Below are 18,301 nucleotides of genomic sequence, written 5' to 3' on the forward strand. Positions count from 1 at the left end.
AAGGGACATTGCTGTGTCTACGTCAGAGAAGGACAAGCTCGTCGAGTACCTGCGATGGGTCACGACCGACCTGAGCAAGGCTCGTGAACGCATCGCGGAACTGGAGTCAGGTCGCGAGGAACCTGTCGCGATCGTGGGAATGGCGTGCCGCTACCCAGGAGGGGTCACGTCTCCCGAGGAGTTGTGGGAGCTGATAGTCGACGAGCGTGATGCCGTCACCGAGTTCCCGGCAGACCGTGGCTGGGACACCGAATCGATCTTCGATCCGGATCCGGACAAGCCTGGCTTCACCTACACCAAGGCGGGCGGCTTCCTAGACAGTGCAACGCAATTCGATGCATCCTTTTTCGGGATAGCGCCCAGGGAAGCGCTCGCGATGGACCCGCAGCAGCGCCAGATTCTCGAGACATCCTGGGAAGTCCTCGAGCGCGCCGGTATTCGACCAGCAGATCTGAAGGGGACCAAGACCGGAGTGTTCGTCGGGATCGCCGGACAGAGCTACATCACCCTCGACGGTCCGACGGAGCTGGAGGGGCACCTGATGACCGGCAGCCTGACCGCTGTCGCAGCGGGCCGAGTCTCCTACACCCTCGGCCTGGAGGGACCTGCGGTGACGTTGGACACCGCCTGCTCGTCGTCGTTGGTCGCAGCGCATCTGGCTGCGCAATCGTTGCGGCGGGGCGAGACGAACCTGGCTATCGCCGGAGGTGCCACCGTTGCGGGCAGTCCCGGTGGCTGGGTGGAGTTCTCCAGGCAACGCGGGTTGGCACCCGATGGCAGAGCGAAGTCCTACGCGGAGGATGCCGACGGAACCACCTGGTCCGAAGGGGTCGGTGTCCTGCTGCTCGAAAGGCTCTCGGACGCACTCGAGAACGGTCATCATGTGCACGCGATCCTCCGCGGCTCGGCGGTCAATCAGGATGGTGCATCGAGTGGATTGACCGCACCGAGCGGTCCGGCCCAGGAGCGAGTCATCAGGCAAGCGCTGGCGGATGCGAAGCTCGCCTCCGGCGATGTCCAACTGATCGAAGGGCACGGTACCGGCACGCCTCTGGGTGACCCAATCGAGATACAGGCGTTGTTGGCCACCTACGGACGTGATCGTCCGGGCGGAAGCTCGGCATTCCTCGGATCCTTGAAATCCAACATCGGCCACAGCGTCGCAGCGGCCGGAGTGGGCGGGATCATCAAGACGGTGATGGCAATGCGGCACGGTCTCCTGCCGAGGACGATCCACGTCGACGAGCCGACCTCGTTGGTCGATTGGGATTCCGGCGCCGTCGAACTCCTGACCTCAGCGCGACCTTGGACGAAGGATGCCGGCACTCGCCGGGCTGCGGTTTCCGCCTTCGGTGTCAGTGGGACCAACGCGCACGTGATTCTGGAGGAGCCACCTGTCACGGAGGCCGACACCGCCCCTCCCGCATCGTCGTCGGATCGCCCGGCGTCGGCGCTGACGTTGTCGGCACGTACCGAAGCCGCACTGCGAGACGGGGCGCGCGCACTGCTCCGGGACATCGACATTGGATCGTCACTCGGGGACATCGCGTATTCGCTCGCTACCACGCGATCGGTGTTCGACCGTGGCGCCGTGGTCGTGGGGACGGATCGAGACGCCGTGATCGACGGACTCCGCGCCGTCGCGGACGGGCACGTCACGCTCGCCCGCAAAGTGGGAGGGAAACTCGCCTACCTCTTCACCGGCGGTGGTGCGCAACGAATCTCCATGGGTCGTGAGCTCTATTCGCGCTACCCCGTCTACGCCGACGCCTTCGACGAGATTGCCGGCGAGCTCGACAAACACCTCGAGAGACCGCTTCGCGAAGTCGTCTTCGGTGAACCCGGGCCGATCGACAGAACCGAGTACACGCAACCGGCTCTGTTCGCGGTACAGACCGCGCTCGTTCGTACGCTCGCGCACTGGGGTGTGCAGCCCGATGTGGTGGCAGGGCACTCGAGCGGAGAGGTGTCTGCGGCGCATGCGGCGGGCGTACTGTCCTTGCCGGATGCGGCCACGCTCATCGCCGCACGTGGTCGACTGATGCAGGCACTGCCGGAATCCGGTGCGATGGTCTCTCTGCAGGCAAGCGAGGACGAGGTCCTCGAAGTTTTGCGCGACCACGACCTGTCGTCGGTTTCCATCGCCGTGGTGAACGGCCCACAGGCCGTCGTGGTGTCCGGTGAGGAAGAACCCGTGCTGGCGATTGCCGCCGAGTTCGAGCGGCGAGGCAGGCGCACCAAGCGGATCACAGTCAGTCATGCGTCGCATTCACCGCTGATGGACGGCATGCTCGTCGACTACGGCAACGTCGCTGCTGGACTGACCTACCACGAGCCCGCGGTTCCGGTCGTTTCCACGGTGACCGGTGACCTCGCTGGCAAGGGATTGCTCACCGACGCGGCCTACTGGGTACGCAATGTCCGGGAGCCGGTGCGTTTCGGTTCGGCGCTGGCAACTCTCGCAGGTCTGGAAGCGTCTGTTTTCGTCGAGATCGGCCCTTCGGCAGTACTCAGCTCACTCGTGGGTGAGAGCGTCGACCGCGAGCACCTCACGCTTCCTTCGCTGCGCGCCGATCAGCCGGAAGCCGACGTGATCGTCGACACGGTCGCGCGGCTGCACCTGAGCGGAATCCCCGTCGACTGGGACGCATACTATCGCGGTTCGGGTGTGCGGCGAGTGGATCTTCCGACCTACCGGTTTCAAGGTCAGCGGTACTGGCTCGACGCCACCGCGGTGCCGATGGGAGACTCCTCGCGATTCGGGATCGACACGGCGGATCACCCGGTGCTCGGCGCACTCACCCCACTGGCGGGGAGCGGCGCCTACTTTGCGACTGCGGTTCTCTCGCGGCGGAACCAGCCGTGGCTCGCCGAGTACACGGTGTCCGGTGTGCCCGTCGTTCCCGCGTCGGTGTTGGTGGAACTCGTGTTCAGGGTAGGCGACGAGGTCGGGTGCACCGAGATCGTCTCCTTCACCACCGACACCCCGCTGGTCCTACCCACAAACGGTGCCGTCCAACTGCAAGTGCAGCTGGACGAACCCGGACCTTCGGGCGCGCGTGCCGTTCGAGTGCACGGCAAGCCGCAGGGTATCGACGCCCCGTGGACGCGATATGGAAACGGGGTCGTGGCAACCACGACCGGGGCGCCGAGATTCGATCTCGCAACATGGCCCCCAGACGTGCCCGCAGCGCCCGCAGACGTCGAACTCGCAGTTCACGGACTGCGCTCGGCCTGGCACACGGACGATGCCGTGTACGCCGACGTCGCGCTCCCTGAGTCCGTTCAGGCGGAGGGCTACGGACTTCACCCCGTGCTTCTCGACGCGGCCGCGGCGCTCGCGGCTGTCGCAGGAGGTGGTGGCCTGGACCAGGTGGCAGAGCAGTGGGAGTCGGCGCGACTCCACGCGGTGGGTGCCAAGGTCGTGCGGGTGGCAGCGCACCGAGATCCCGACGGCACGGTGACAGTGCTCATCGGCGATGCGGCGGGGCGACCAGTGTTCGACGCGCGGGTACGGACTGCGCCACTGACGTCCGGGCGACTCGACGGCGTGCAGGCACGCCCGCAGGACGCGCTCTTCGGTGTCGACTGGCTACCGGTTTCGGTGTCCACTACCGAAAACCTTCGCTGGGGCTCGTTCACGGGGCTGGAGCCCACTACGGCAGTGCTGGATACCGTCCGGTTCGACGGCCCAGAAGCTCTCGCCCGAAGCCTCGCCGACGGAGCCGCGATCGATGCGGTCGTCGTGCAGGTGTCCGGTGCCGGGTCGCCGGACGTGGTCGACACAGTTCATCGGCTGGTCCACCAAGCTCTGTCCCTCGCACGTGACTGGTTGGCGCAGGAATCACTTGCTGCTGTACCGTTGGTGATCCTGACCCGCGGCGCGGTCGTCGACGACGGGCCGTTGACAGACCTTGCCGCAGCACCGGTTTGGGGCCTGCTGCGGTCCGCGCAGGCCGAGAATCCCGGCAGGTTCGTTCTGGTCGACATCGACGACTCGTCGAATCTCGGAGCGGTGCTGGCAGGAGTCCTGGAGTCCTCCGAGCCGCAGGTCCGGTTGCGAAACGGCACGTTCGGTATTCCTCAGGTCGTGCGATTGTCGGAGCCCGACGACATCGAGGCCCCACCGGCCTGGTCGCCGGAGGGCACCGTACTGATCACCGGTGGCACCGGTGTACTGGGCGGGCTCGTGGCGAGGCATCTGGCAGCGCGACACGGAGTCGCACATCTGTTGTTGCTCAGCAGAAGTGGAAGTCGAGCGCCGGAGTTTCCGCGTCTGGAAGACGACCTCGTCGCGCTGGGTGCGAAAGTGACCGCTGTCGCGTGCGACGCGGCGGATCCGGAAGCCTTGGCCAAAGTGCTCGCGGGCATTCCGTCCGAGCATCCGCTCACCGGTGTCGTTCACGCAGCGGGAACGATCAGTGACGGGCTGCTGACGACGCTCACCGCCGAGGACGTCGACCGAGTACTACACGCCAAGGCCGACGTCGCGTGGAACCTCCATCGATCGACGCGCGAGTCGGACCTGTCCGCCTTCGTGCTGTTCTCCTCGGTCGCAGGTATTTTCGGTGGGCCGGGTCAGTCCAACTACGCGGCGGCGAACGTCTTTCTCGATGCGCTGGCCGAGCAGAGGCGCCGGGAAGGTCGAGCCGCCACGTCCGTGGCCTGGGGCCTGTGGGAACAACGGAGCGGGATCACCGATGCTCTCACGGACTCCGACATCGCCCGGATCGCACGGGACGGATTCGGTCAGGTGTCTGAGCGTGTCGGTATCGAGATCCTCGATACCGCTGTCGGCCTCCGCCGGTCGGGAGCGGTCGCGACGCCGTTGGATCTCGAGGTGATGCGAACGCAGGAGACCAGAATTCTCCCAGTGCTCCGAACCTTGGCCAGGAAATCCACCCGGCCGGTGGCGTTCGCCACGCCGGACGAGGCCGAGTCCGTTGCCGATCGACTCGGTCGCCTGCCTCGAGAGCAATGGATCGGTGTGCTGCAGGACTTGGTGATCGGCAGAGTGGCGTCGGTTCTCGGACATCGCGACCTCACCGACATCCACGTGGACTCCGAGTTCACCGAGCTGGGTTTCGATTCGCTCACAGCTGTGGAACTGCGGAACGAACTGAACACGGCGACCGGTCTTCGCCTTCCGGGCAGTGCGGTGTTCGATCATCCGACCGCGTCGGCCTTGGCGGCGCACCTGCTGCAGAACCTCACGAACTCTGCGGTGGAACCTGATTCGGTCGACTTCGCTGCCGAAGTCCGTTTGGCCGAGGACATCGTGCCGGCGGACGAGGTCGTTCGTCGGACTGCTCGGCCACAGGAAGTCCTATTGACAGGTGCCACCGGTTTCGTCGGTGCATTCCTGCTCCGAGATCTGTTGCGCACCACGTCCGCCACCGTTCACTGCCTCGTCCGGGGAGCCGATGTCGCGGCCGCGACCGAACGGCTCGGTGACCATCTCCGCTGGTTCGGGATCGAGGACGGCATCGACCACTCGCGTGTCCACATCGTCCTCGGTGATCTCGCGGAACCCGAACTCGGGCTGGATTCCGAGTCCTGGTCCTGGCTGGCACGCAACGTCGATATCGTGTATCACGCCGGTGCTGTGGTGAACTGGCTGCACCCTTACGGGAAACTCAAGTCGGCCAATGTGACGGGCACCGAGGAGATTCTCCGGCTCGCGTCGCGGTTCCGGACCGTGCCGGTGCACTACGTGTCCTCCACCGGGGTGTACACCGAAACCGTTTCTGCCGGTGTACCGCTCCGGGAGGACGATCCGATCGGGCCACCCGAGAAGATGCACACGGGATACCGTCAGAGCAAGTGGGTGGCGGAAGGCATCATCGACATCGCTCGGGATCGGGGCCTACCCGTCGACGTCTATCGAGTCGACGTCGTGTCCGGCGACAGCGTCGGAGGCGCATGCCAGACCCGCGACTTCGTGTGGCTCAGCGTCAAGGGTCTGATTCAGGCGGGAGCAGCACCGAAGGAGCTGGCCGGGACGTTCAGGCCGGTTCCGGTCGATCACGTGTCGGCAACCATCGTCGGATTGTCCTTGGGGAAGACGACACGCGGACGGACGTTCAACGTGTCCGGCACTGCCACGATCACGTATGCGGACATCATCGTTCGCTTGCGGGCGGCCGGCTATCACATCGAGGACGTGGGATGGGCGGAGTGGATCGACAGGGTCGAATCCGATCGTGACAATGCGGTCCTACCGCTGTTGGACACGTTCGAGTCGTTCGAGACCTACGGCGACAGTACCTATCTGCCGGTCGACCCCTCGCACACACATGCGGAACTGGCCGACCTGGGTACCGACTTTCCGCCTGTCGACGATGAATTGATCGATCGCTACGTCGCGTTCTTCGTCGGTGCCGGCTTCTTCCCGCCGGTGCCGTGATAGTCCTCGGACTGCTTGCACGCCGCCGCGCGCACGTCGGTGGGACGAATGCCGCGGATTCGCTTGAACGCGGTGCTGAGAGCGAAGGCATCGGCGTATCCGACCTGATGGGCCACCGATCCGACCGTGGCATCGGTGGCGCTGAGCAGATCGCCCGCCAGCGTGACTCGCAACTTGGCGAGATAGGTCATGGGCGGCTCCCCCACCAGCGCGGCGAACCTCGTGCTCAGGCTGGATCTGGACATCCCGACCTTGCCTGCGAGAGAGCCGACGGTCCAGGGCTGTGCGGGCGCGTCGTGCAACAGCCGCAGTGCTGCACCCACGACCGGGTCGCCGAGAGCCCGATACCAGCCGGGTGCTTCCGCCTCCGGTCGTTCGAACCATCGTCGGACGGTGTGCACCAGCAGCAGATCGAGCATCCGATCGATCACCACCTGATGCCCTGGGCCGACACGCTCGACCTCCTCGCCCAGCAGGTCGAGGATGGGGCTCGCCCGCCCTTCCGCAGGGACGACGAGTACAGGAGGCAGTGCGCTGAGCAGCCGATTGATGATCTCGCCGCTCACCTGATACATCCCGGTGATAAGCACCGCGGAGCCTTCGTAGCGCTCGCCGCACGTTCTGAGATCGAGCCGTATGGCGTCACTGACGTCGATGCCGTCGGAGGTGACGCATTGGTCGGAACCTCGGACCTCGATGGCCGGCGCGGTGGTCTTCGAATCCGCGACAGTGTGCGGCGAGGATCCGGTCACGATCGCGACGTCACCCGGATAGACGTGCACGGGGTCTCCGGAATCCGGCACGATCCACGCGTCGCCCGACAGCATCGTCGTCAGAGTGAGAGGCGCACCGCCGACGAATCGCAGCGACCACGGAGGTTCCAGTATCGACCGACCGAACGCAGCGCCGCGTGCGCGCGTTCCGTACAGGAGTTCTGCCAGCGCATCCACCTGGCGATCGTAGCGACAAGCACGGTCGGATGATCGGACATGCATCTCGGTGCCTCCGACATCGCCTTGCCCGGGCGAGGCGGATTGACTGTTCACAAGCTGGATTCGAATCGAGGGGAAGTACGTGGTGAGTACCGAAGCGACGACTGATCCCGGCGTGCGCGCCGGCCGCAAGGAGTGGGCGGGACTCGCCCTGCTGGCCTTGCCGACGCTGGTGTTGGCGCTCGACATGAGCGTCCTCTACCTCGCGTCACCGCACCTGGGAGCGGATTTGGGGCCCACGAGCTCCGAGCTCCTGTGGATCATGGATATCTACGGGTTCATGATCGCGGGTTTCCTGGTGACCATGGGAACACTCGGCGACCGAATAGGTCGTCGGCGTCTGCTGATGGTCGGTGGATTCGCGTTCGCCGTGGCCTCGATCGTCGCGGCGTACGCATCCGACCCGATGACCTTGATCCTGGCGCGAGCGTTGCTGGGTATCGCGGGGGCGACACTGGCACCATCGACTCTTGCCCTGATCAGCAACATGTTCAAGAACGCACACCAACGAACTACTGCCATCTCGATCTGGATCGCATGCTTCATGTCCGGTATGGGAATCGGCCCGATTCTGGGCGGCGTTCTGCTGGAGAGCTTCTGGTGGGGCTCAGTATTCCTCCTCGCGGTGCCGGTGATGGTGCTTCTTCTGATCCTGGCTCCGCTACTGCTGCCGGAATACCGACAGGACGACCCCGGCCGACTGGATCTGTTCAGCGTCGTATTGTCGCTCGCCGCGATACTTCCGACGATTTACGGCCTCAAGACGATGGCCGAGCACGGATTCGGTGCCGAACCCGCGCTCGTCATCGCTGCGGGCACGATCTTCGCTGTCTTGTTCGTACGACGTCAGCGACAGCTCGACGACCCACTGGTCGATGTCACGTTGTTCCGTGATCGAGCCTTCACGGCCGCACTCCTCATCATCCTGCTGTGCACGGCGGCAGGCGGCGGCCTCTACCTCTTCGCGACGCAATACCTGCAGATGGTGTCAGGTCTGACTCCGATCGTTGCCGGAGTGTGGCTGGTTCCGACGGCGATCGCGAGCGTGATCGGCTCGCTGATAGCACCGCCGTTGACGCGCAGATTCGGATCCGGACGTGTGCTGGCGGGTGGTCTGTCGGTCGCCGTGGTCGGGTATCTGTTGATGGCCGCGGCGGGTGCCGATTCCGGGCTCGCTCTGGTGGCGACCGGAATCGCGCTGGTGTTCTTCGGTGCGGGCCCGATGACCGCACTCGGCACAGACCTCGTGGTCGGCTCTGTGCCCCCCGAAAAGGCAGGGTCGGCGGCATCGTTGTCGGAGACCAGCACCGAACTCGGTATATCACTGGGTGTCGCATTACTCGGAAGCGTTGGAACCGCTGTGTACCGCACCAGTATCCACGGATCCTTGCCCGGGGAACTGGGTGAAGACGCGGCCGCGCAATCCGGGGACACTCTCGCTGGCGCGTTGGCGTCGGCGAGCGATCTCTCCGGTGATGTGGCGGCTGAGGTTTTAGCAGCGGGCCGTGAGGCGTTCGCGCTATCGTTGACTGTGGTGAGCTTGATCGGTGCGCTTGTTGTGGCGATCCTCGCTGCAGTCGCGTTTCTGGTGCTGCGGGATAGGCCGAATGTCTGAGTTGTCTGGAACCTGCCAGTCGAAGAGCCGCACGTACACCTCGGCAGTCGGCTCAACCATCAATGATCTGGTTGCCGCGGTGTTCGACCAAGAGGTGTACCCGCTAGCGTGAGCACGTTGCTCCCAGGTGATGATGACTGTTTGCGTAAGTCCTCGTCCCCGGAGCGTGCAGCGAGTCCGCTCGGCCCAGTTTCTGTAGCGGTGTAGATCCGCCTTAAAGGGAATGATGCTCGGCGAGACGAAAGCGCAATATCCATGGTGCTGCGGCAATAGCTAGCCACGAAATATTCATTGCATAGGGAGGTGCAGCAATGCTGCACCTCACCTATTGCCCTAATCCGACAAGGAAATAATTTATGTCCCCCATGACTCCTGCGGCCGCCGACGCCTTCCTTCGCGACCTTCATGTAGGCGTCTTAGCTGTTGAACGGAATTCGAAGCCGCCGCTCGCGGTACCGATCTGGTATGACGTCGACGAGTCGGGAAATGTCATAATTTGGACGCATCCGGATTCATTGAAGGCTAAGCTCATCGAGAGGGCCGGGCGGGCTTCATTCACAGTGCAGCAAGAAGCAATGCCGTACGCATATGTGACAGTCGAAGGCCATACGTCGAGAGCGTCGGCGGATGACGTGACGGCGCGACGGATCGCGCAGCGGTACCTCGGCGAGAACGGCGGTGACGGGTTTCTGAAGTCGAACCCCACCGACGGCTATGTCATTATCACTATCCACAAAGATGAGGTGCGGTCTCTGACCTACGACGAGTAACTCGAATAACTGGGCGAGCTGCTGGTCGTCAGCGGATCGACAAGTTCATTCGCCACTTCGTGCGTTTCGCGGTGAGGCTGCGGCGAACGCGGAAGCCTGTTCTTCGAGATTTAGTTCGTGGCGCCGATTTCAAATATAATCGGCAGATCGCCGCCGAGATCGGGATATCACCGGCGACGCTCTATAACTGGCGCCGCCAGACGCCGGCATCGACACCGCCGCCGCCATGGAACTCAAGGAACTGCGGGAACAGGACGCCCGGCTCAAGCGGCTGCTCGCCGACGCTGAACTCGAGAAGGACGCGCTGCGGGAGATCGCCAAGGGAAAATGGTGAGCCCAGCGGCCGGCCGCCGTGTCGTGGACATGCCCAAATTGGTCCTGGCCATGTCGGACGGTTCGCGCGCAAGGTTGTTGGGCTCAACCGGTCGACATATCGTCGGCTTCCCACCGCCCAGACTCCGGCGGACCCGGACCCGGACGCCGCGCTGCGGGCCTGGCTGCGCTCATACGCGGTCAAGAACCAGGGCCACGGGTTCCGGCGTGCCTGGGCGCGGCTGCGGTTCGACGAAGGCACCGAGGTGAACATCAAGAAGGTTCACCGCCTCTAGAGGGAAGAAGGACTGCAGGTCCGCGGGCACCAACCGAGCAAGCGAGCCGGGGCTCCATCGGCGCCGACGATCGAGGCCGCCGCCCCGAAGGGGGTGTGGGCGTTGGACTTCCAGTTCGACTCCACCGTCGATGGGCGGTCGGTGAAGATCGCGTCGATGATCGACGAACACACGCGTGAGTCGTTGCTGCATATCGTGGAACGATCGATCACAGTCGGGCGCTTGGTGGCCGAGTTGGAGAAGGTGTTCACTACGGCCGACGGCCCACCACGGGTGCTGCGGATGACCATCGGGCCAGAGATTATTTCCCTTGCCCTGCAACAGTTTTGCGCCGACCGGGTCGGGATCTCCTATATTCCGCCGGGCACGTCCTGGAACAATGGGCACATCGAATCGTTCAACCGCAGATTGCGGACAGCGCGCTTGAACCGCAATCACTGGAACACACTGCTCGAGACCAGGGTGGTGATCGGCGATTTCAAAGCCGATCACCACCGGCGGCACCGACATTCGGCGCTGGGCTATCGGACGCCAGCCGAGTACGCCGCGGCCTGCACCTGCACCCACCATTTGGTGGCCTGCGGGACCACCGAACACGGACTGAAATCGCCAAGACTCAAGTTCTTGGATGGTCTCGTCATCGGGGGCTGCTCACCAGCATGATCGACTTGTCGATCCACAGAGGTACCTGCCTCCGCCTGAGTGTAAAACCTGCTCGACCGTCTTGGCATTCCTCAAGATCACCGGAGTTCATCCAACCCCACGCGCGTTGAAACCGTAGCTTCTCCTGATCCCGATGAGATCCCAACCGTCGACCGATAGCAGAATACCCGGCGGCTGGGCCGCAGCACCGAGTTTGGACCGACGCCAAACCAACTACCCGAACATCGCCCGTACCAACACCTCGGCATCGAGACTCCGCAGCGACGCTGAACATACTTGCGCCCGAGCAGATTCGCCGATCATCCCACAGACGACCGCCGAACGGCTCCGCCATCGCGCCGCATCATTGATCAATCTCACCGACACTCACGACGGCACCTGCATCAACCCGCCGAATCGGAGACACAATGACCAGCGATCAACGCGACCAGATCCGCGCCGCGATCGAGCGGCTGCTGGTCAGCCCCCTTGCGGTCCGACGGAACGCTCAATGTTCCTGCCCTTGGCACAGGCTCGCGGCGCGGTACGATGAAGCAAATTCGCTGCAGCGAGACGTGCCTGTCAGCGACGCCGTAGGAATGGTTCGAACGGCAGGATGAGTCGCATTCGGATAAGCGTTTGGAAGGTTTCCCCGGAAGCGAATGTCGACTGGTCGGCGATTGGCTCTCCTTTCCAATCCTCTTCCGCCACAAGAATCCTCGGCACCGCGCATCGCAGTCGCACAGTCCACAGACGTCGCGCCGCCGAGTGACGGCTGCCGGTCGTAATGGTACCGTCGGAACCTGATTCCGAGGGGGGTGATCGGCATGACCTGCACAGTTCGGTCGGATCGGATCGCTTTGCTCACGGTGACCTGCGTAGGTCAATTCATGGCGCTGCTCGATGGCACCATCGTGGGCGCGGCGCTACCCGATATTCAGCAGAAATTACACACGACACTGACCGGTCTGCAGTGGATTGTGAACGCCTACGTCATGCTGGCCGCGATGCTGCTGTTGACCGGTGGCGTACTCGCGGACCGATTCGGGCGCAAACGCGTATTTCTGCTGGGCGTCGGCATTTTCACCGCGTCATCGATGCTATGCGCGCTCGCTCCGTCGCTGGAATGGCTGATCGTCGGTCGCGCGTTGCAGGGCATCGGCGGCGCGATGCTGAGCCCCGCTTCCCTGGCGCTACTGGCCTCGGCCTACCCCGTTATGCAGGAACGCATCCGGGCGATCGGCCTGTGGGCCGGATTCAGCGGGATCGGGCTCGCGGCCGGTCCCGTGATCGGCGGCGTCCTCGTCGATCTCTCCGATTGGCGCGCCATCTTCCTGGTCAATGTCCCGATCGGGGTGGTGTTGCTGCTGGTGGGTAAGCGCATTCTGACCGAATCGCACAATCCGTCGGTGACGCCCTTCGATATTCCAGGACAGGTGCTGTCGGTTTTCGGCGTCGGCGCACTGACGTTCGGGCTGATAGAGGGCGCCGACCTCGGCTGGGCGTCGCCGATAATCCTCGGCAGCTTCGCCGCCGCCGCCGTCCTGCTCGGCGGCTTCCTCGCCGCCGAGGCGCGCAGCGAGGCGCCGATGGTGCCGCTGCGCCTGTTCATGCACCGGCTGTTCTCAGTGTCGAACGCCGCGATGGTGGTCGTCGGTTTCGGCCTGATGGGATCCGGCTTCTTCTTCTCCCAGTTCTTCGTGTTCGTGCAGGGTACCTCTGTGCTGCGGGCCGGCATCCAAAACTTGCCGTGCACGATCGCGATGGTGATCGTGAGCCCGTTCGCGGCGCGAATCGCGGCGAGATTCGGCTTCAGGATCGTAGTCACCGTGGGGCTGGCGCTGGCCGGGGCCGGGCTGCTTGCTTGGGGCACGGTACACCATGACACCCCCTACACCGACATGTGGTGGCGCCTGCTGATCATCGGAATCGGCTTCGGCCTCACTATGTCCCCGCTGACGGGTGCGGCAATCGCCTCGGTCACTCCGCACGAGGGCGGGCTAGCCTCCGGCATCAGCAACACCACCCGCCAGATCGGCGCAGTCCTGGGCGTGGCGGTGCTGGGCGCCGCCGTGCGCATCCGGCAGGACCACGGAGCGACGCTCGAAACCGGTCTGCGGACCGCCTTCGTGGCTGCCGGCCTGGTCACCTTGCTCAGCGCGGTGTTCACCGCGCTGCTGCTCAGGCCCCGGTCCGCGGCTGCCGCGCGGAAATCGCGGTCGGCCGAATCGGCGCCCGCGCAGACCGGCACCTGAGCAACCGGCTATGCCCGGTTTCGAGTTGCGGCCGAGCGACGTCAGACAGGTCTCGCCCATCAGCGCTTCAGCCGGGCAGCCACGCTGGGACGTGAGGTTGTGGCGCGCGTAGGCCGCAACCGTTGCCGACCTCGTCGCGATCCTTAACATTGACCCGCTGGAGCGCACCCGGCTGGTTTCCGAGGCCTTCGCCGCCAACCAGGTGCAGCACCTTCTCCCCCGCCGGCGGGAAATCGTCGACGAAGAGCTCGGCAACATCGAGAAGTCCTGCCCCCAGCCGATCTCGTGGCGGCCGTTGCCGCCCGAGGATCGGCACCGGCCCGTAACTTCTCCGGCGGCGCACGCGGAATTGCGGACTACCTGACTGAGATGGCGGACTGGCGCCGTGCGCACCCCACCGACTACTGATGGGCACGCTGGTCGCCGGGCACGACACAACGGCCCACCAGATCGCCAACCGCACCTATCTCCTGGTCGAGCGCTCGAATTCCCGACGGCGCATCCAGATTCGCTCCTCGCCGCGACCGAGGAGCTGCTGCGCTACCGGAGGCTCTGCCCGTACGCTGGCGAGGACTTCTGATCCGTTCACTCACACTGTCCGGCTGGTGGCGGCCAGCCGCAGCGACACCGGCAGGCTACTCGTGCCGCTCAGAAAATTCGAGTAGATGCGCCTGGGCGCACCAGTGAGTTCGATACTCTCCGCCATGTCGCGCAGCCCGGCGAGGACCGAGCCGATCTCCACCCGGGCCAGATAGGCCCCCAGGCAGAAGTGGGCTCCGTAGGCGAAGGTCAAGTGCCGGTTAGGAGTTCGGTTCAGATCGAAAACCGCAGGACGGGCGAACTCGTCTCTGTCTTGGTTCGCGGAGACCATCCAGATGGTGACCAGCTGTCCTGCCTCGATCGGGCGGCCGTGCAGTTCGACGTCCTCGGTGGCGGTGCGCCCGGCATGTAGGGCGGGCGTCGTCCAGCGAAGGACTTCTTCGACCGCCGACTCCACCGACACCGAGCCATCCTTGAGGGATCGCCATTGAGCGGGATGCTCGGCCAGCGCCTGGACGCCGCCGATGATGGCCAGCCGGGTAGTCTCGTCACCGCCGAGGATCAGGCTGTAGCAGTTGAAGATGATCTCCTCGTAGCTCAGAGGCTCGCCCTCGACGGTCGCCGACGCGAGCACGCTGAGGATGTCGTTCATCGGAGTGTCGCGACGCTCGCGCGCCAGATCGGCGAAGTAGAGCAGTATTTCGTTCTTCGCCACCCAGCCGTCGTCCGGGGTGGCCGTCGATCGGTCCGAGCTCAGCGCGGACGACGTCCACTCGAGGATGTCTGCCCGGTCCTGCTCGGGAACGCCGAGCAGTTCGCAGATCGCGGTCAGTGGGATGTTGGCGGCGACGTCGCGGGCGAAATCGCAGTCGCCCCGCCGCACCGCGTTCTCGAGCAGCTGACGGGACCCCCGCCGCACCCCGGTCGTCACAGCCTCGAGCGCCCGCGGCGAGAACGCCTTCATCAGCACCCGTCGCAGATCGGCGTGACGACGGCCGTCGGTCACCGCGAGCATGCGCCCGGCCGCGGTATCCCCGCCGTCGAGCAGAGTGTCCAGGACATTCCCGCGCTCAGAGCTGAACCGTTTCGCGTCCCGGAAGATCTCCTGAACATCGCGATACCGGGTGAGGACCCAGAAGCCCGGCCGACCGTCACGGGCCTGGTGCCAGTGGGTAGGTTCGTCAGCTCGTAGCCGTTCCCACACCGCCGACAAGTCGTACTCCGCGTGCAGAGCGGGACTCGCCAAATCCAGATCCGCCACAGCGTCGGCTGCGACGATCTCGCGAGCATGCATATGCGGTACCCCTCGTTCCTCGAGACCAGGAGTCCCCTTCGCGCATCCGCGAGCAAATTCGCCCCTGGCACATTTACTTTCAGTGGCTTAGGCGTCGGCCCCCGCAGCGAGGGCGGCGACCGTCCGTTTGTCGATGAGGTCGCGGGGCGCTATGCGCAGTCCCGCCTGCCGAGCCCGGCCGATCAGTTTCGTCGACAGGATGCTGTCACCGCCCAGCTGGAAGAAGTCGCCGTCGACCGGGACGCTTGACAGCCCGAGCACGTCGGCGAACAGCTCGCTGAGCAGGGTCTCTGCTGGCGACCGCACCTCGTCCCCGGTTCCGTTGGCGGTGTCCGGAGTGAGTTCGCGGGCGGCCAGCGCCCGCCGATCGAGTTTGCCGTGGGCGGTCGTGGGCAGTTCGTCGAGCACGACGCAGGCCGCCGGAATCATATAATCGGGCAGTGACGCTCGCAGATACTCCCGCAGCTCGGCGGCGTCGGCGCGGGTGCGGTCGGCCGTGACCGCGTACGCAACGAGGTAGGTCTCGGTCGGGTGCACACCGTCGGCGGCCACCACCGCTGCATGTTCGACAAACGGGTGAGCGGCGAGCGCCGCCTCGATCTCCCCGAGTTCGACGCGATGGCCGCGGACCTTCACTTGCTCGTCTACCCGGCCGAGGAACACCAGCTGACCGTCCGCGCTCCACCGCGCGAGATCGCCGGTGCGGTACAGGCGCCCGCCCAGCCCCTCGAACGGGTTCGCGACGAATCTGCTCGCGGTTAAGGCGGATCGGTGGAGGTAACCGCGGGCCAGTCCGCCGCCCGCGACGTATACCTCGCCCACGGCGCCGTCGGAAACCGGACGCAGATCCGGCCCCAGGACATACACCCTGCTGCCGCGCACGGGCGTCCCGATGGGCGGCGGCGCCGCGCCCGAGACCGGGCGGCTCATCGTCGCCGCCACGGTCACCTCGGTCGGCCCATAGGCGTTGATCATGCACCGTCCCCGCGACCACAGCTCCGCCAGCGCCGCCGGGCACCTGTCGCCCCCGACCACCAACGTCCGAAGGTCTGGCAGGTCCTCGGCGTCCACAGTCGTCAGTGCGGCCGGCGGTATCAACGCATGCGTGACACCTTGCGTCCGAACCACTTCCACGAGAGCGTCGCCCACCAGTGGATGCTGCGGCGGCGTAATCAAACGGGCCCCGGCGCCGATCGCCATAAGCAGTTCGAGCACCGCCGCGTCGAAGCTCGGCGAGGAGAATTGCAGCACCCGACTGTTCCGGTCGACCGCGAACCGCTCGACCTCCTCCCGCGCGAGCGCGGACAACCCGTTGTGCGACACCACGACGCCCTTGGGCTGGCCAGTGGAGCCGGAGGTGTAAATGATGTAGGCCGGGTTGTGAACCGACGGGCGGCCCGTCAACTCACCGTCGGCGATCTCTTTGTCCGAGAGAGCATTCAACTCTCGCTGCGTCGCAGTGTCGTCCAGACTTATCGTCTCAACCGCCGCCTCACCATAGTCCTGATCACCGGTGGCGATGAGCAGCGCGGGCTGGGCGTCGGCGAGGATGAACCGGATGCGGTTCGGAGGGTACGCCGGGTCGATGGGCAAGTAGGCGCCCCCGGTCTTGGCTACCGCGATCTCTGCGATCACAATTTCGATGGAGCGCGGCAACAACAGGGCAACAACGGTTTCAGGACCGGCACCCCGTGCGATCAGCAGCCGCGCGAGCCGGTTGGTCCGGCGGTCCAGGTCGGCGTAGGTGAGACTGCTGTCACTGTCCTCAATCACGACCGCGCCGGAGTGTGCCTGGACGGTCCGGCGGAACAACGCCGACAGCGTGATCGGCTCGGTGTCCGATTCGGTCGCGTTCCGGTCCACCAGCAGGCGCCGCCACTCACCGGGATCGAGCAGATCGAGCCGGCCCACCAGCAGCTCGGGCCGATCCGCCACGGCGGTGAGCACCTCGGCCACCTGCCGCAGGACACGTTCGCCCCACGCTCGATCGAAGAGGTCCGGCTGATAGTCGAGCCGCAGTTCCATTGAGTGTTCGGGTATGACGGTGACACTTACCGGATAGTGATTGGCGTCGCGGCCGGCCACACCGACCACCCGCGTCCCGTCGGGCGCGTGCCACGCTGGATCGGGCCGAATGGGCCACCGTTCCACGACCGCGAGGGTGTCGAAGAGCACGCCAGTGCCAGCCGCCTCGAACACCTCGGCGAGACAGAGGTTCTGGTGTGGCCGCAACGTCTCAGCCTGCTCCCGCACCCGCGCGAGCAACCCGTCCAGCGACTCCTGATAGCGCAGCGCGATCCGGATCGGCAAGATGTTGAGCGACGCGCTCTCATTCTCGGCGGATACCGGCGGAGCAGCGGCCACAGTCGATCCGAACACGACCTCCCGCTGCCCGGTGAGATGGGTTAGCACCACCCCCCACGCGGCCTGCACCGCACTGTCGAGCGTCAGCCCACGATCGTCCAGGTATCGGCGCAGCCGGGCCGTGACCGCTTCGGACATCGTGCATGCCAGTCGTTCTGAGGCACGTTCGCTGACGCCAGCGGCGCCGGATGCGAGCAGCGTGTGCCTGTCGAGGCCGTCGAGGGCGCGCGCCCAGGCAGCCTCGGATACGGCGGTGTCCTGTCCAGCCAAGGCCTCGGTGTGGTCACCGAAGGGCACGGCCTCGGGTAATTCAGCCCGCCGGTACAGGGCGAACAACTCGTCGATCAGCGAAGAATATGACCAGCCGTCCACCAGGATGTGATGATGTGTCAGGATCAGTCGGCTGTCCTCGTCGCCCAACCGGACGAGCAGCACCCGCAGTAACGGCGGGACGGCCACGTCGAACTCGACCCCCTCTGCCTCCGCCACCAGCTCGGCGTAGACGGCCACCCGCGCGCCGGGGTCCAGTTCCCGGAGATCGACGAAGCGCCAAGGGATCGGAACATCCTGTCCGACAACCTGTTCCGCGACCCCCGCGTCGGAAATGCGAAATCCGCATAGCAATTCGGGCCGCCGTCGCAGTAACGCGTCCACCGCCGTCCGCATCGCCGTGACATCGAGCGCTCCGGCGAGGTCGAAGGTGAAGCTGACGCGGTAGGGGTCCGGGCCCGGCTCGGACGCCCGGCTCAGCACATGGCGCAGAATCCCCCGTTGCGCGGAAGAAACCGTCAGGGCCGAAAGTGTCATGGTCGATC

7 protein-coding genes and 1 pseudogene are annotated in these 18,301 nt (G+C 65.2%); 5 read left to right on the plus strand and 3 right to left on the minus strand.

The genetic code is table 11. From position 1 onward, the window contains the following. Positions 1 to 13 precede the first annotated feature (13 nt). A complete protein-coding gene (locus ACFXKN_RS04230) occupies positions 14 to 6,406 on the plus strand; it encodes a type I polyketide synthase (RefSeq protein WP_379432344.1) in 6,393 nt (2,130 codons plus the stop codon). On the opposite strand, the gene ACFXKN_RS04235 is transcribed toward ACFXKN_RS04230, so the two are convergent. Next, entirely contained in the window at positions 6,358 to 7,356 is a 999-nt protein-coding gene (locus ACFXKN_RS04235) for an AraC family transcriptional regulator (protein ID WP_379432345.1), read from the minus strand. The two genes, ACFXKN_RS04230 and ACFXKN_RS04235, sit on opposite strands and share 49 nt — an antisense overlap. A gap of 127 nt (positions 7,357 to 7,483) precedes the next feature. On the opposite strand from ACFXKN_RS04235, the gene ACFXKN_RS04240 reads away from it, so the two are divergent. The 4 genes and pseudogenes from ACFXKN_RS04240 to ACFXKN_RS04255 all read left to right on the plus strand — a co-directional run bounded on the left by ACFXKN_RS04240 (position 7,484) and on the right by ACFXKN_RS04255 (position 13,288). Beyond that, positions 7,484 to 9,013 carry an MFS transporter gene (locus ACFXKN_RS04240; RefSeq protein ID WP_379432346.1) on the plus strand — a complete coding sequence of 510 codons (1,530 nt, stop codon included), beginning with the start codon at positions 7,484 to 7,486 and terminating at the stop codon, positions 9,011 to 9,013. Positions 9,014 to 9,369: 356 nt separating this feature from the next. Further along, positions 9,370 to 9,783 carry a pyridoxamine 5'-phosphate oxidase family protein gene (locus ACFXKN_RS04245; protein ID WP_379432347.1) on the plus strand — a complete coding sequence of 138 codons (414 nt, stop codon included), beginning with the start codon at positions 9,370 to 9,372 and terminating at the stop codon, positions 9,781 to 9,783. Between the two features lie 59 nt (positions 9,784 to 9,842). Then, positions 9,843 to 10,949: pseudogene (locus ACFXKN_RS04250) on the plus strand (IS3 family transposase); the annotation flags it as partial. 911 nt (positions 10,950 to 11,860) lie between these two features. After that, entirely contained in the window at positions 11,861 to 13,288 is a 1,428-nt protein-coding gene (locus tag ACFXKN_RS04255; RefSeq protein ID WP_379432348.1) for an MFS transporter, read from the plus strand. A gap of 589 nt (positions 13,289 to 13,877) precedes the next feature. Here ACFXKN_RS04255 and ACFXKN_RS04260 read toward each other — a convergent pair. Together ACFXKN_RS04260 and ACFXKN_RS04265 are read right to left on the minus strand one after the other, a co-directional pair. Then, complete coding sequence (locus ACFXKN_RS04260) at positions 13,878 to 15,122, minus strand: cytochrome P450 (protein ID WP_379432349.1); 1,245 nt, start codon at positions 15,120 to 15,122, stop codon at positions 13,878 to 13,880. A gap of 87 nt (positions 15,123 to 15,209) precedes the next feature. Next, the gene (locus tag ACFXKN_RS04265) at positions 15,210 to 18,293 is read right to left on the minus strand and encodes an amino acid adenylation domain-containing protein (protein WP_379432350.1); all 3,084 of its coding nucleotides are present in this window, start codon (positions 18,291 to 18,293) and stop codon (positions 15,210 to 15,212) included. Positions 18,294 to 18,301 lie beyond the last annotated feature (8 nt).

Source organism: Nocardia sp. NPDC059195, assembly GCF_042754695.1.
Lineage (GTDB): Bacteria > Actinomycetota > Actinomycetes > Mycobacteriales > Mycobacteriaceae > Nocardia.